This is a genomic window from Streptomyces sp. NPDC054765, assembly GCF_053612065.1.
Genome location: NZ_JBSHBP010000048.1, coordinates 44,312 through 58,186 on the forward strand (window position 1 = coordinate 44,312; position 13,875 = coordinate 58,186).

Here is a 13,875-nt window from a genome sequence, read left to right on the forward strand (position 1 = left end):
ACAACGCCGCGCCTGGCGCGCGACGGACCTCGGGACAACCCCTCGGCGACATGAGATACCTCACACGCATGTCGCGTGCACGACGAGCGCGGGCAGACCGTCCTACTGGACGAGCCATTGCCCAAGACCCGACAGCCGTGAGGGAGCAGCGCGATGAACCCCGTCATCGACCAAGCCGTCCAGGTCCGCCTCATCGCCACCGCTTTCGGCCCGCACCCGGTGCCCGCGGTGCTGCACTACCAGCCCGCCGATCCGCTGGCGGTACGGATGTTCTTCCCGCCGGAAATCTCGCTGGACGGCTCCGCCGTGGACTGGGCGTTCGCCCGCGAGCTGCTCGATGAGGGGCTGCGGCTGCCGGCCGGGCGCGGCGATGTGCGGGTGCGGCCGTCCGGCCCGGACCGCACGGTGATGGAGTTCCACGCGGCGGAAGGTATCGCCATGGTCCAGTTGAAGACCGAGGACGTCCGGCTGTTCCTCGCCCGCTCCTACGAGGCCGTACCCGCGGGCCGCGAGCAGGCGCACCTCGGCATGGACCGCGACCTCGCGGAGCTGTTCGGCGCGGCGTGAGGCGGGGCAAGCTCTTCGCGGCGTACGACCGGGGGAGGAAGCCGTCGGACCGCGAGGAGGAGGCCGTAGCCGCCGGGAATCCGGGAGGCGACGGCACGCCCCGGGGCCTGTCCGGCGGTCGGTGACGGACAGGCCCCGGGGTGACTCACGGGTCGGAGACGGCCGTCAGCCGCCCGGCCCGCACAACTCGCAGAACCCAGAAGGCCCTGCCCCGCCCGCGGGCAAGCGGACGGGGCAGGGCCGGGCGGGGCTTTGCGGATCCCGGCGCTTGCGAACGCCGGCGCTCTGCGGATCCCCTCAGCGCTTGGGGAATCCGAACCCGTAACCCTGCTGCTGCATCCACGGCAGCAGCCGGTCCATCGACTCGACGGTCCGGGCGCGGTTACCGCCGCCGTCGTGGAACAGGACCGTCGGCCCGTTGCGGAGTTCGCCGCGCACCGTTGACTCGATCGTCCCGACGCTGCCGCCCTCGAAGTCCTTGCTGTCGACGTTCCAGCCCAGCGGGCGCATACCGTGGTCCGCGGCCAGCTTCCGGCTGTAGGGCGTGAAGGCGCCGCCGGGGGCGCGGTAGTACTCGACCTTTGCGCCACCCGCCGCGTCCTCGATCATCTTCTGCGCGCCGAGTATCTGCTGCGACTGGTAGCTCTGTGGCTGGTGGTCCATACCGGTGTTGTGGCTGATGGTGTGGTCGCAGAGCCTGTGCCCCGCGGCCACCACCCGCTTGACGAGGTCCGGATGCGCCTTGGCCTGCGGGCCGATCATGCAGAAGACCGCTTTGACGTTGTGCTTCTTCAGCACGTCCAGCACCTTCGGGGTCCAGACCGGGTCCGGGCCGTCGTCGATGGTGATGTTGAGGCTGCGGCCGGGGCGGTCCGAGGCGTGCACGATGGAGGAGTCGACCGGAGCGACCGGGGCTGCCCGCTTGGGCTGCCCGCCGGCGCTCTCCGCCTCGGCCTGCGAAGTGGTCCCGAAATCGCCGAAGGCGAGCGCCCCCGCGACCCCGAGTGAGACCACTGCTGCCGCGGCCACTCCGATGATGCCGCCTTGAATGCCGAAGCGCCCTGCCATGCCGACCCCGTCCCTCATACCGTGCTCGTATGCGTACCGACCGGCGGTGGGCGCGTTGGCACGCACCGCCTTGCACCACATGAGATGCAGCAAAGTCCGGGAAGGCTGCTCCTGTTACGGATCCATCATGAAACTTATTGATACTGGACCCATGCCACGTGTACTTCTGATCGAGGACGACGCCGCCGTACGGGACGGAGTGTCCCTCGCCCTACGGCGGCGCGGCCACGAAGTGGCGGCCGCGGCCAGCGGCGAGGAGGGTCTGGAGGCCCTGCCGGGGTTCCGCCCCGACATCGTGCTGCTGGATCTGATGCTCCCCGGCAAGGACGGCTTCGAGGTGTGCCGGCTGATCCGTGCCGAGCGGCAGCTGCCGATCATCATGCTCACCGCCCGTGGCGACGATCTGGACGTGGTGCTCGGGCTGGAGGCCGGGGCCGACGACTACATCGTCAAACCGGCCCGCGGCGAGGTCCTCGAAGCACGGATGCGCGCGGTGCTGCGCCGTACCGCACTGCCCGCCGACGGCGCACCGGCCGCGGCGGAGCCGGGTCCCGCCCCGGTCGAGACCTATGGCGAACTGGCCATAGACCGCGCCGGCCTGGTGGTCGGCAAGGGCGGCCAGGATCTGTCGCTGGCCCCCTCGGAGATGAAGCTGCTGCTGTTCCTGTCCGCCACTCCGGGGCAGGTCTTCAGCCGCCAGCAGCTCCTGGAGCATGTGTGGGAGCACAGCTACCACGGCGATGCGCGGCTGGTCGACGCCTGTGTCATGCGGCTGCGGACGAAGATAGAGGACACCCCGCGCAGCCCCCGTTACGTCCAGACCGTGCGCGGCTTCGGCTATCGCTTCGGGCCCCTGTGAAGCGCCTCGCCGGCCGGGTGCCGGCCCTCCCCCGGCTGCGGGCGGGAAACCCCCAGCTGCTGCGCGGTCTGCGGGCCCGGCTGGTCGTGGGGTTCCTGGTGGTGGCCGCCGTCAGCGCGCTGACCACTGCCCTGCTGACCTATCAGGAAGCCCGTAACGCCATCCTCCAACGCTCCCAGGACATCGCCGTCAACGACCTGCGGGCGCAGGTGAATTCGCTGGCGCCCGAGCTGCCGGTGCCGCCGTCCCGGGCGGACCTGGATTCCCTGCGGGTCCAGCTGGAGCGCTCCGGAAAGTCCCGGGACTGGGACATTTCGGTACAGTACCGCGGCGTACGGGACACCGATGAAGGCGACCTGCGGGGCAGTGTCGTGATACCCACCGGCCTCAAGGAGTCGGTGGAGAAGCGCCATGTGCCGGCCTTCCAGCGCGTGGAACGCGACGGGGATCCCTGGCTGCTGATCGGGATGCCGGTGCGGCAGTCCGACGGCCGGGCCTCCGCGCTGTCCGTCTACGCCCAGCTCCCGCTGAGCGCCGAGGAGTCCAACGTCGAGGCACTGGTGAGCGCCGCACAGCGGGGCGCGCTGCCGGTGGTGATACTGACCGTGGTCCTGGCGCTGCTCGCCGCGCGCGGTGTGCTGCGGCCCGTACGGGGACTGCGGCAGGCCGCCGGACGGATCGCCGAGGGCAAGCTGGACACCCGGCTGGAGGTCAAGGGCGCCGATGAGATCGCGGATCTGTCCCGGACCTTCAACGACATGGCGGCCCGGCTGGAGGAGAGCATGGCCGAGCTGCGCCGCCTGGAGGCCAACTCCCGGCGGTTCGTCGCCGATGTCTCGCACGAGCTGCGGACACCGCTGGCGGCGATGACCGCGGTCACCGATGTGCTCGACGAGGACGCCGACTCCCTCGACCCCGACACCGCCTCCGCGGTCCGGCTGATCAGCCAGGAGACCGGGAAGCTCGCACGGATGGTGGAGGACCTGATGGAGGTGTCACGGTTCGACGCGGGGGCCGCGGCGCTCCATCTGGACGAGGTGGACGTCGCCGAGACCATCCGCAAGACCCTGCAGGCCAGGGCCTGGCAGAAGCGGGTGACGGCGGACCTGCCGGCGGACGTACGGGCCGGGCTCGATCCACGGCGGCTCGATGTGGTGGTCGCCAACCTGGTCGGCAATGCCCTGCACCACGGCGGCGAGCCGGTCCGGGTGCGGCTGCACGCCCCGGAGCCGGGCGCGGACCGGCTGCTGATCGAGATCGCCGACAGCGGGCCGGGCATCGACCCCGAGGTCCTGCCGCATGTCTTCGACCGCTTCTACAAGGCGGACTCCGCCCGCGCCCGCTCGGAGGGCAGCGGCCTGGGTCTGGCCATCGCGCTGGAGAACGTACGGCTGCACGGCGGCTCGATGCGTGCCGCCAACGCCCCCGGAGGCGGCGCGGTGTTCACGGTGGATCTGCCGCTGCGCCACGAGGAGGCGGTCGAGCCGGCGGCCGACGGGAGCACCGGTCCGCCGGACGAGGCATGGGCGGACGGGGAGCGGACCACGGACGGCGACCGGGGCGGCGTACGCCTCGAAGCCGGGAAGGAAAGCCACGCATGAGCGCCGAGAACGCCCCGGACGCCCTGCACGCGACGCGGACCCGGCGGCGGGTGCTGACCGGCGCGCTCACCGTTGCGCTGGGCGGCGTGCTCACCGGGATCCTGGCCGGTGCGCTGTCCGGCTGCGGTATCGCGCCGACCGATGTCATCGACGCCGGGGAGCCCGCCACCGGCGTCAAGTCACCGGGCCAGCCCGAGGCCGATGTCCAGCTGTTCTTCTACGGGCCTTCCGGGCTGCGCTCGGCGACCCGGCGGGCGGATGCACCGGTCGGCCCGGAACAGGCCATCGAGGCGCTGATGAAGGGGCCGAATCACGCCGAGCGGATGCGCGGCCTGTCCAGCGTGCTGCCGAAGTTCCCCGTGCCGCTGACGGTCGCCACCCGGGTCGGCCGCGTCGTGATCAACCTGCCGATGGACGTCAAGCGGCTGGACTCCGCCTCGCTGAACCAGCTGGTGTGCACCGCGGCCAATGCCCGGGTGCCCGGGAACAAGCCGCCCGGGGAGGTCACCGTGACGCTGGTGAGCAAATCCGACCGCGTCGGCCCCATGGTGTGCGGCGGCAACAACGCGTTCCCCATCGTCGAGCCGAGCCAGACCCGTATGCCCGCCCCGGCCGACCCGGACGGGACCGGCACGGGCACGACAGGCGCGGCCTCGGGCACGACAGGCGCGGCCTCGGGCACGACAGGCGCGGCCTCGGGCACGACAGGCGCGGCCTCGGGCACGGCGGGCTGACGCGGGCCACCGCCGTACGGCCGTCACCGCCCGGCCGCGCCGGCCTCACCACCCGGCGGCCCCAGCCGTACGCGCAGGAACCGCGGCCGGTAGAGCTCCACATCATCGTTCAGCCGGGGACCGGCCGGGACGCCGGGCGGGCCGAGCCAATTGACGTCATAGCTGAGCAGAAACTCCCCTTTTGCCGTGAATTCGGGGTGTATCTGGGGGTTGTAGACGACGACATACCGCGGGTCGGCGGCCGGTGGGCGGGGTGGGGTGAGGCGGCCGTCCGGCCCGTGCCAGGGGCCCTGCGGCGAACAGGACCAGTAGCCGGTGACCGTCCGCATCCCGGCCGCTCCGCCTCCCCCGGTGTCCATGGTGAACAGCACCCAGACCGGACCGTCGCGCACGACGGTGAAGGCGCTGCCGACGCCGCGCCGGCCGCCGGCCCGCAGCACCGGCGCGGCCCGTCCGGCCTGCCGCCGCCAGTGGGCGCCGTCCCAGAAGCGCCAGCTCCCGGGGTCCGCGAGCCGCCCCGCCGGGACCCGCGCGAGGTAGGCGCTGGAGGCCGGCGACGAGGGCGGGTCGTCGCCGCCGAAGACATAGGTCCGCTCTCCGTCGCGGACCGCCGCCGCCCCGTAGAGGACGCGTCGGCCCGGGTCCGCGACGGAGGTCCGGTCAACGGTCCGCGTGATGCCTTCCAGGCGCAGGCCGGGCAGCGACAGCGTGGCGACCTCGGTGCCCCGCGGGATGCCGAAGATCCACGGTCCGGTTCCGGGAGCACGGTTCCACAGCAGTACCCGGACGACCTTCTCCGGTGCGCCGGGCGTACGCGGCTCCACGCTCGCGCGGACCGGCCAGCGCCACCCACCGCCGGGCGGGTCGGGGAAGAACGGGCCGGGGGCGGCCGCGCTGCCGCCGGTCAGGGTGCGCTCCAGCCGTCCCGAACGGGACATCACCACGGCGGAGTTGTGCCTTAGGAGCGGGGCGCCACCGGTGTCGGCGGTGCGCCAACGATGGTGCTCCCCCTGGGAGTTGGGCGGCGGCTGGATCCGGTCGAGGAAGGTGTCGGAGAAGAGCCAGAGCGTACGGCCGTCGGGAAGGCGCACCGAGTGGGTGCCGTCACCGCCGGTCCAGTCGTCCCCCCGGGTGTTGTCGTCGCCGTAACGGGCGAATTCCGCGGTATGCCGGGAATCGACGGACCAGGAGGCGATCCGGCGTCCGGCGCAGCCCGCGGCGTGGCCGGGGGAAGCCGTACGCGGCGGCGCCCACAGGAGCGCGGCGGCGGCGAGAAGCAGCGGGGCGACGGCCGTGGTGCGGATCATCGGCGCCTTGGGCATGGTGCTCCTCGGTCGGGTGCCGGGCCCACCGTACTGAACCGCCGGGCGGTCCGGGACGGGTGCGTCCGGTACGGAAAAAGATGACTCCGCGCCATACGGCCGACCCGTCCCACCTGCCCCTTCCGACGCATAAATATGAAGATCCATGGGAGGTCAACGAGTGCAAGGTCACAGCTGGAGCCCCTGCTCCAGCTAACGGTCGTTCGCCTAGCCTGCTGCCATGACCGCCGAGTCCCCCGAACTCCCCCTGGCCGCTGCCTTCCCCGATGCCGATCGAGAGCAGTGGCAGCGCCTCGTCGAAGGCGTGCTGCGCAAATCGGGCGTCACAGAGGCGACGGGCGCCGCCGCCGAGGATGCGCTCGCCACCGATCTGCAGGACGGCATCCGCATCCGCCCGCTCTACACCGCCGAGGACGGCCGGGCCGCCCTGGGCCGCCCGGGTTTCCCGCCGTTCGTCCGGGCCGGCCGGCCCGAGGGCACGACCGTCGCCGGGTGGGACGTACGCCAGCGCCATGTCCACACCGATCCGCGGCGCGCCAATGAAGCGGTGCTGGCCGATCTGGAGAACGGCGTCACCTCGGTGTGGCTGACCGTCGGCGACGGCGGGGTGCCGGTGGAAGGTCTGGAGCAGACGCTCGACGGCGTCTATCTGGACCTGGCCGCGGTGGTACTGGACGCGGGCGCCGATTTCGCGGCGGCCGCCGAGGAGTTGCTGCGGCTGTACACCGCTTCCGGCGCACCGCTCGGCGAAGCGGTCGGCTGCCTGGGCGCCGACCCGCTCGGCCTGCTGGCCCGTACGGGTGACGACGCCAAGCTGCGCCTCCAGTGGGAGTCCGCGGCCCGGCTGGCCGCGCGCTGCACCACCGAGGCGCCCGGCATCCGGGCGCTGGCCGTCGATGCGCTGCCGTACCACGAGGCGGGCGGCTCGCCCGCCGAGGAGCTGGGTGCCTCGCTGGCCACCGGCGTCGCCTGTCTGCGCCGGCTGACGGACGCCGGTCTCGGTATCGACGACGCCTGCCGGCAACTGGAGTTCCGCTATGCCGCCTCCGCCGACCAGTTTCTGACGATCGCGAAACTGCGCGCCGCCCGCCGGCTGTGGGCCCGGGTCGCCGAGGTCTGCGGGGCCTCGCCCGCCGCGTCGGCGCAGCGCCAGCACGCCGTCACCTCCACGGTGATGATGACCCGTCGGGACCCGTGGGTGAACATGCTGCGCACCACGGTCGCCGGGCTGTCGGCGGGCGTGGGCGGCGCGGATGCGGTGACGGTGCTGCCGTTCGATGCCGCGCTGGGCGTACCCGATGCGTTCGCCCGCCGGATCGCCAGGAACACCCAGTCCGTGCTGCTGGAGGAGTCGCACCTGTCGAAGGTGATCGACCCGGCGGGCGGCTCCTGGTACGTGGAGAGCCTCACCGACGAGCTGGCCCGTGCCGCGTGGTCCTGGTTCCAGGAGATCGAGGGCGCGGGCGGCCAGGCCACGGCGCTGCGCTCCGGGATGATCGCCGGCCGGCTGGCCCGCACCTGGGAGCGCCGCACCGCAGACCTCGCCCACCGCCGCGAACCGATCACCGGTGTCAGCGAGTTCCCCCATCTCGCCGAGCCGCCGGTGACCCGTGAACCGGCGCCCGCGCCGGTCGGCGGGGCAGGGCTGCCGCGGGTGCGCAGGGACGATGCGTACGAGCGGCTGCGGGCGCGCTCCGATGACCGGCTGGCGGCGAACGGTGCCCGCCCGAAGGTCTTTCTGGCCGCGCTGGGCCCGGTCGCGGCGCACACCGCGCGGGTGGCGTTCGCCGCCAATCTCTTCCAGGCGGGCGGCATCGAGACCGTCTCGGAGCCCGCGCCGGTGGATGCGGAGTCGGTGGCCGAGGCGTTCGCCCGCAGTGGCGCGCGGATCGCCTGTCTGTGTGCGAGCGATGCGGTGTACGGCGAGCAGGCGGCGGCCGTGGCGGCCGCGCTGAAGTCGGCGGGGGCACTGCGGGTGCACCTGGACGGCCGGCCGGGTGAGCGCCGGGAGGAATTCGTGGCGGCCGGGGTGGACTCCTTTGTCTTCGCGGGCTGCGACGCGGTCGAGGTGCTGTCCTCGGCCCTGGATGTCATGGAGGTGGCGTGATGGAGGAGACGACGCAGCAGACAGGCGCCGTTGGCGGGCCACCGCGGGGCTCCTCGGTGCCGGCCGGCGCCATCCCGGACTTCAGCACGGTCGAGCTGGGCGGCCCGGCCACGGCGGACGCCGCCGGCGACGGCGGGGCCTGGGCCGCGGCCGTGGCGCAGTCCACCGGCAAGGGCGTGGCGGACCTGACGTGGGAGACGCCGGAGGGCATCGACGTCAAGCCGCTGTACACCGAGGAGGACCTCGACGGCCTCGACTTCCTGGGGACGTACCCCGGGATCACGCCGTATCTGCGCGGCCCGTACCCGACGATGTATGTCAACCAGCCCTGGACGATCCGGCAGTACGCCGGCTTCTCCACCGCCGAGGAGTCCAACGCCTTTTACCGGCGCAATCTCGCGGCCGGCCAGAAGGGTCTGTCGGTCGCCTTCGACCTGCCCACGCACCGCGGCTACGACAGCGACCATCCCCGGGTGACCGGCGATGTCGGCATGGCGGGCGTCGCGATCGACTCGATCTATGACATGCGGCAGCTCTTCGAGGGCATCCCGCTGGACAAGATGACCGTGTCGATGACGATGAACGGTGCGGTGCTGCCCGTACTCGCCCTCTACATCGTGGCCGCCGAGGAACAGGGCGTACCGCCCGAGAAGCTGGCCGGGACCATCCAGAACGACATCCTCAAGGAGTTCATGGTCCGCAACACCTACATCTATCCGCCGCAGCCCTCGATGCGGATCATCTCCGACATCTTCGCGTACACCTCGCAGAAGATGCCGCGCTACAACTCCATCTCGATCTCCGGCTACCACATACAAGAGGCGGGTGCGACGGCCGACCTGGAGCTGGCATACACCCTCGCCGACGGGGTGGAGTACCTGCGCGCGGGCATGGCGGCGGGCATGGACGTGGACTCCTTCGCGCCGCGGCTGTCGTTCTTCTGGGCGATCGGCATGAACTTCTTCATGGAGATCGCCAAGCTGCGGGCGGCCCGGCTGCTGTGGGCGCGCCTGGTGCAGCGCTTCGACCCGAAGAACCCCAAGTCGCTCTCCCTGCGCACCCATTCGCAGACCTCGGGCTGGTCGCTGACCGCGCAGGACGTGTTCAACAACGTCACGCGGACGTGTGTGGAGGCGATGGCGGCCACCCAGGGCCACACCCAGTCCCTGCACACGAACGCGCTCGACGAGGCGCTCGCGCTGCCCACCGACTTCTCCGCCCGTATCGCCCGTAACACCCAGCTGTTCCTGCAGCAGGAGTCGGGCACCTGCCGGGTCATCGACCCCTGGGGCGGCAGCGCCTACATCGAGAAGCTCACCCACGACCTGGCGCAGCGCGCCTGGCAGCACATCGAGGAGGTCGAGGCGGCCGGCGGGATGGCGAAGGCCATCGACGCGGGCATCCCCAAACTGCGCGTCGAGGAGGCCGCTGCGCGTACCCAGGCGCGGATCGACTCGGGCCGGCAGGCGCTGATCGGCGTCAACAAGTACCGGGTGGAGACCGACGAGGAGATCGACGTCCTCAAGGTCGACAACTCCTCGGTGCGCGCCCAGCAGGTCGAGAAGCTGAAGCGGCTGCGCGCCGAGCGCGACGAGGACGCCTGCCAGGAGGCGCTGCGGGCGCTGACCGCGGCAGCGAAGTCCGGTCCCGGCGAGGGGCTGGAGGGCAATCTGCTGGCGCTGGCGGTGGACGCGGCCCGTGCCATGGCGACGGTCGGCGAGATCTCGGACGCCCTGGAGTCGGTCTACGGACGGCACTCCGGCCAGATCCGTACGATCTCCGGTGTGTACCGAGACGAAGCGGGCCCCTCCTCCGGTGTCGAGCGCACCCGGGCGCTGGTGGCCGAGTTCGAGCGCGCGGAGGGCCGCCGCCCGCGCATCCTGGTGGCCAAGATGGGCCAGGACGGCCATGACCGCGGCCAGAAGGTGATCGCCACGGCCTTCGCCGACCTGGGCTTCGACGTCGATGTCGGCCCGCTGTTCCAGACGCCGGCCGAGGTGGCCCGCCAGGCGGTGGAGGCGGACGTCCATATCGTCGGGGTGTCCTCGCTGGCCGCCGGGCATCTGACGCTGGTGCCCGCACTGCGGGAGGCGCTGGCCGCGGAGGAGCGGGAGGACATCACGATCGTGGTGGGCGGGGTGATCCCGCCGCAGGATGTGCAGCCGCTGCGCGACATGGGTGCCGCCGCCGTCTTCCTGCCCGGCACGGTCATCCCCGAGGCCGCCCACGACCTGGTGAAGGACCTGGCATCGGTCCTCGGCCACGAGCTCTGATCGGGGGGCCATGCCTGCCAGGATCGATGTCGAACGCTACGCCGAGGGTGTCCGCGCGGGCTCCCGCGCCTGGATCGCCCGCGCGGTCACCCTGGTCGAGTCCACCCGCCCCGACCACCGGGCGGCGGCCCAGCGGCTGCTGATCGAGCTGCTCCCGTACTCCGGTTCGGCCCGCAGAGTGGGCATCAGCGGGGTGCCGGGCGTCGGCAAGTCGACCTTCATCGACGCGCTCGGGTCCCTGCTGACCGGTGCCGGGCACCGGGTGGCGGTGCTCGCCGTCGACCCGTCCTCCAGCCGTACCGGCGGCTCCATCCTGGGCGACAAGACCCGGATGGAGCGGCTGGCGACGGACCCGGCGGCCTTCGTCCGCCCCTCCCCCACGTCCGGCACGCTGGGCGGAGTGGCACGGGCCACCCGCGAATCCATCGTGGTGATGGAGGCGGCGGGCTATGACGTCGTCCTGGTGGAGACGGTCGGCGTCGGCCAGTCCGAGACCGCCGTCGCGGGCATGGTCGACACGTTCCTGCTGCTGACCCTGGCGCGCACCGGCGACCAGCTCCAGGGCATCAAGAAGGGCGTGCTGGAGCTGGCGGACCTGGTCTCCGTCAACAAGGCCGACGGCCCGCACGAGCAGGACGCCCGCTCGGCGGCCCGCGAACTGGCCGGTGCGCTACGGCTGTTGCGCCCCCAAGCTCTCGACGACGCTCGAACAGGGGGGACCCCCACGCCGGACGCGGCCTGGACACCCCCGGTACTGACCTGCAGCGCCCGCGAGGGCACCGGCCTGAAGGGGGTCTGGGAGCGGGTCGAACAGCATCGCGCCCTCCTGGAGTCCACCGGGGCGCTGGCCGAGCGGCGCCGCGCCCAGCAGGTCGACTGGACCTGGTCGATGGTGCGCGAACGGCTGATCGACCGCCTCCAGGAACACCCCGAGGTACGGCGGCTGGGCCCCGATGTCGAACGTGCGGTGCGCGACGGCGAGCTCACCGCGACGCTGGCTGCCGAGCGGCTCCTGGCGGCGTTCGGACTGGGGGACGGCCTGGCGGGCGGGGCGCAGGGGACGGACGGGGCGGCCGGCCTGCCCTGAGCCTCAGCTCCCCGCCGGCCGGCGGATGACCGGCCGGCACGACGAGCAGCACCTCTTCGTGCAGCAACCGCACGGCTCGCGCACCGGCCCCGGACAACGGGCACACTCAGTTCGGTCTCCAGCCGGGCGATCGTCCGGCTCACCGAGGGCTGGACCACCAGACATCCCGTACGGGAGCGCCTCAGCCCCGCAGCGACACCGTCGCCCACACCGTCTTCCCGGTCCGGTCCGGCGGCGTCCAGCCCCATGCGTCGCTCAGCTGGTCGACGATATGCAGTCCGCGCCCGGATTCTGACAGGGCATCCGGGGGCTTGACGACGGGCGCGCCGGTGCCGGCGTCCGACACCGCGCACAGCACCGTGGCGTTCTGCCGGGTCAGGGCGAGCCAGGCGTTGCAGAAGGGGGCGGGCGTCTCGCGGACGTCCTCGTCCCCGGGGGGCCGGGCGCCGTACCGCAGGGCGTTGCTGACGAGTTCGGAAACGACCAGGGCCACGTCGTCGGCCACGGCGGCGCACATCTGCCAGCCGGCGAGGGTCGCCCGGGTGAAGCGGCGGGCTTCCGGCACCGTGCGCGCGGAGCCGCTGAGGGCGCAGGCGGCGAAGCCGTCGGGAGCGGGCATCCACCAGCTGTCCTCACACGGTTCATCCCTGAAGGCGTCGTGCACGGTCTCTGCCGGATGTGTGGTCATCAACATCTCCGCGAGGGGATTTCGGGGCTGGGCCGGACTGCCTCGGAGGGCTAATATCCTCGTCAGCCGTCCCATGATGCAAGTGCATCTGCAATTACATCAGCAAGGACGGTGGCCCAGGGGCTCGTTCACGCCAAGGTGAGCGCAGGCTCGAAATCGGTCGAAGAAGTGACCTCCGGCAAGGGAGCAGCTGATATGGAGTCGGTGACCAACGGCATGCAGGCGACCGGCATCGAAGGTGCCGTCTGGCGCAAGAGCCGCCGTAGCAACCCCAGCGGCAACTGCGTGGAACTGGCCGTTCTTTCGGACGGCGGGGTGGCGGTGCGCAACTCGCGGTTCGCCTCGGGGCCGGCGCTGGTCTACACCCGCGACGAGATGGTGGCTTTCGTCCAGGGAGCCAAGGACGGCGACTTCGACGACCTCATCGCCGGCCCCTGACACATGCGCCACCACGATTGGCGCATATGTCGATCGGTTAGTCGCCCTGACTGTACGAACCGCTCGGGGCGGTGGGACACTGGGCGCTCGCCCGACCACTCAGGGGAGTCAGCATGACCGCCGCGCAGCCGAGCAGCGATCCGTCCCTGCGCCGCTATCTGGAGCATCCACGCGGCGGCCCGACCGTCCTGCGTATCGTGCTGGGCACCCAGCTCCGCCGGCTGCGCGAGGCGGCGGGCATCACCCGGGAAGCCGCCGGGGACGCCATCCGTGGTTCGCACGCGAAGATCAGCCGCCTGGAACTGGGCCGGGTGAGCTGCAAGGAGCGCGATGTCGCCGATCTGCTGACGCTCTACCACGTCACGGACGACGCGGTCCGTTCCGACTTCCTCAAGCTGGCCCGCAAGACCAGCAGTCCCGGCTGGTGGCATCAGTACGGCGATGTGCTGCCCGGCTGGTTCGAGACGCATATCGGCCTCGAAGAAGCCGCCTCGGTGATCCGTACGTACGAAGTCCAGTTCGTGCCGGGCCTGTTGCAGACGCCGGACTACGCCCGCGCGGTGGCGCAGCTCGGTCATCCGAGGTCCACCCCCGAGGAGATCGAGCGACGGGTGCAGCTGCGCGTGCAGCGGCAGGAGCTGCTGACCGTCCCGGACGCGCCGCGAGTGTGGGCCGTCATCGACGAGGCGTCGCTGCGCCGCCCGCTCGGCGGGCCGGAGGTGATGGCAGGTCAGCTCAGACATCTGCTGAAGATGGCCGAGCTGCCGAATGTCACGCTGCAGATCGCGCCGTTCAGCCTCGGCGGCCTGGCGGCGGCCGGTGGTCCGATCACGATCCTGCGCTTCCTGGAGCCGGATCTGCCGGACATCGTGTATCTGGAGCAGCTGACCAGTGCGCTCTATCTGGACAAGCGGGATGACGTCGATCATTACCTCGCGGTGATGGACCGGCTCAGCGCGCAGTCCGAGTCGCCGCGCGAGTCCCTGGAGATTCTGGGACGGCTGCTCAAGCAGGAAGTCTGACGCATCTGCTTCAGCGGAGAGGGGCGGGGGGGCGGGGCGGGGGCCCCCCCCCCACCCAAGACGAGGGGGGTGTGTAAAAAAAAAAAAAAACAAACCACAACACCAAAAG

The 13,875-nt window shown here is 71.7% G+C and carries 12 protein-coding genes; 9 read left to right on the plus strand and 3 right to left on the minus strand.

Going from position 1 to position 13,875, the window contains the following annotated elements:
* The first annotated feature begins 153 nt into the window (after positions 1-153).
* Entirely contained in the window at positions 154-567 is a 414-nt protein-coding gene (locus ACWGJY_RS26640; RefSeq protein WP_453263368.1) for an SsgA family sporulation/cell division regulator, read from the plus strand.
* 297 nt (positions 568-864) lie between these two features.
* Here ACWGJY_RS26640 and ACWGJY_RS26645 read toward each other — a convergent pair whose 3' ends face one another.
* A complete protein-coding gene (locus ACWGJY_RS26645; protein ID WP_453263369.1) occupies positions 865-1,635 on the minus strand; it encodes a polysaccharide deacetylase family protein in 771 nt (256 codons plus the stop codon).
* A gap of 151 nt (positions 1,636-1,786) precedes the next feature.
* Here ACWGJY_RS26645 and ACWGJY_RS26650 point away from each other — a divergent pair, with 151 nt between their 5' ends.
* Genes ACWGJY_RS26650 through ACWGJY_RS26660 form a run of 3 tightly spaced genes read left to right on the plus strand, consistent with a single transcriptional unit; the run spans position 1,787 to position 4,829 of the window.
* Positions 1,787-2,494, plus strand: a complete 708-nt coding sequence (locus ACWGJY_RS26650) for a response regulator (RefSeq protein ID WP_453263370.1) — start codon at positions 1,787-1,789, stop codon at positions 2,492-2,494.
* Between the two features lie 17 nt (positions 2,495-2,511).
* Positions 2,512-4,095 carry an ATP-binding protein gene (locus tag ACWGJY_RS26655; RefSeq protein WP_453263389.1) on the plus strand — a complete coding sequence of 528 codons (1,584 nt, stop codon included), beginning with the start codon at positions 2,512-2,514 and terminating at the stop codon, positions 4,093-4,095.
* Positions 4,092-4,829 carry a hypothetical protein gene (locus ACWGJY_RS26660; RefSeq protein ID WP_453263371.1) on the plus strand — a complete coding sequence of 246 codons (738 nt, stop codon included), beginning with the start codon at positions 4,092-4,094 and terminating at the stop codon, positions 4,827-4,829. Before ACWGJY_RS26655 ends, ACWGJY_RS26660 begins: the two co-directional genes overlap by 4 nt.
* A 23-nt stretch (positions 4,830-4,852) precedes the next feature.
* On the opposite strand, the gene ACWGJY_RS26665 is transcribed toward ACWGJY_RS26660, so the two are convergent.
* Entirely contained in the window at positions 4,853-6,151 is a 1,299-nt protein-coding gene (locus ACWGJY_RS26665) for a DUF4185 domain-containing protein (RefSeq protein WP_453263372.1), read from the minus strand.
* 220 nt (positions 6,152-6,371) lie between these two features.
* On the opposite strand from ACWGJY_RS26665, the gene ACWGJY_RS26670 reads away from it, so the two are divergent.
* From ACWGJY_RS26670 to meaB, 3 genes are read left to right on the plus strand one after another with little or no spacing between them, the layout of a single operon-like run.
* Positions 6,372-8,258 (plus strand): methylmalonyl-CoA mutase family protein, encoded by a 1,887-nt coding sequence (locus tag ACWGJY_RS26670; protein ID WP_453263373.1) that lies wholly within the window; start codon positions 6,372-6,374, stop codon positions 8,256-8,258.
* Positions 8,258-10,531 (plus strand): methylmalonyl-CoA mutase, encoded by a 2,274-nt coding sequence (gene scpA / locus ACWGJY_RS26675; RefSeq protein ID WP_453263374.1) that lies wholly within the window; start codon positions 8,258-8,260, stop codon positions 10,529-10,531. The genes ACWGJY_RS26670 and scpA overlap by 1 nt, the downstream gene beginning before the upstream one ends.
* 10 nt (positions 10,532-10,541) lie before the next feature.
* Positions 10,542-11,618 (plus strand): methylmalonyl Co-A mutase-associated GTPase MeaB, encoded by a 1,077-nt coding sequence (gene meaB, locus ACWGJY_RS26680; RefSeq protein WP_453263375.1) that lies wholly within the window; start codon positions 10,542-10,544, stop codon positions 11,616-11,618.
* A gap of 181 nt (positions 11,619-11,799) precedes the next feature.
* Here the strand turns inward: meaB and ACWGJY_RS26685 are convergent, their stop codons facing one another.
* Positions 11,800-12,306 carry an ATP-binding protein gene (locus tag ACWGJY_RS26685; RefSeq protein ID WP_453263376.1) on the minus strand — a complete coding sequence of 169 codons (507 nt, stop codon included), beginning with the start codon at positions 12,304-12,306 and terminating at the stop codon, positions 11,800-11,802.
* 195 nt (positions 12,307-12,501) lie between these two features.
* Between ACWGJY_RS26685 and ACWGJY_RS26690 the strand changes: the two genes are divergently transcribed.
* Together ACWGJY_RS26690 and ACWGJY_RS26695 are read left to right on the plus strand one after the other, a co-directional pair.
* The gene (locus ACWGJY_RS26690; RefSeq protein ID WP_453263377.1) at positions 12,502-12,744 is read left to right on the plus strand and encodes a DUF397 domain-containing protein; all 243 of its coding nucleotides are present in this window, start codon (positions 12,502-12,504) and stop codon (positions 12,742-12,744) included.
* Between the two features lie 113 nt (positions 12,745-12,857).
* Positions 12,858-13,766: a helix-turn-helix domain-containing protein gene (locus tag ACWGJY_RS26695; protein ID WP_453263378.1), complete on the plus strand. Its 909-nt coding sequence runs from the start codon at positions 12,858-12,860 to the stop codon at positions 13,764-13,766.
* The last annotated feature ends 109 nt before the right edge of the window (positions 13,767-13,875 follow it).

Excerpts from the sequence above, each read along its gene's own strand:
- meaB (WP_453263375.1), top strand. The coding sequence starts at position 10,542 with ATGCCTGCCAGGATCGATGTCGAACGCTACGCCGAGGGTGTCCGCGCG.
- ACWGJY_RS26645 (WP_453263369.1), bottom strand. The coding sequence starts at position 1,635 with ATGGCAGGGCGCTTCGGCATTCAAGGCGGCATCATCGGAGTGGCCGCG.
- ACWGJY_RS26660 (WP_453263371.1), top strand. The coding sequence starts at position 4,092 with ATGAGCGCCGAGAACGCCCCGGACGCCCTGCACGCGACGCGGACCCGG.
- ACWGJY_RS26665 (WP_453263372.1), bottom strand. The coding sequence starts at position 6,151 with ATGCCCAAGGCGCCGATGATCCGCACCACGGCCGTCGCCCCGCTGCTT.
- ACWGJY_RS26650 (WP_453263370.1), top strand. The coding sequence starts at position 1,787 with ATGCCACGTGTACTTCTGATCGAGGACGACGCCGCCGTACGGGACGGA.
- ACWGJY_RS26690 (WP_453263377.1), top strand. The coding sequence starts at position 12,502 with ATGGAGTCGGTGACCAACGGCATGCAGGCGACCGGCATCGAAGGTGCC.
- ACWGJY_RS26640 (WP_453263368.1), top strand. The coding sequence starts at position 154 with ATGAACCCCGTCATCGACCAAGCCGTCCAGGTCCGCCTCATCGCCACC.
- scpA (WP_453263374.1), top strand. The coding sequence starts at position 8,258 with ATGGAGGAGACGACGCAGCAGACAGGCGCCGTTGGCGGGCCACCGCGG.
- ACWGJY_RS26670 (WP_453263373.1), top strand. The coding sequence starts at position 6,372 with ATGACCGCCGAGTCCCCCGAACTCCCCCTGGCCGCTGCCTTCCCCGAT.
- ACWGJY_RS26695 (WP_453263378.1), top strand. The coding sequence starts at position 12,858 with ATGACCGCCGCGCAGCCGAGCAGCGATCCGTCCCTGCGCCGCTATCTG.
- ACWGJY_RS26685 (WP_453263376.1), bottom strand. The coding sequence starts at position 12,306 with ATGACCACACATCCGGCAGAGACCGTGCACGACGCCTTCAGGGATGAA.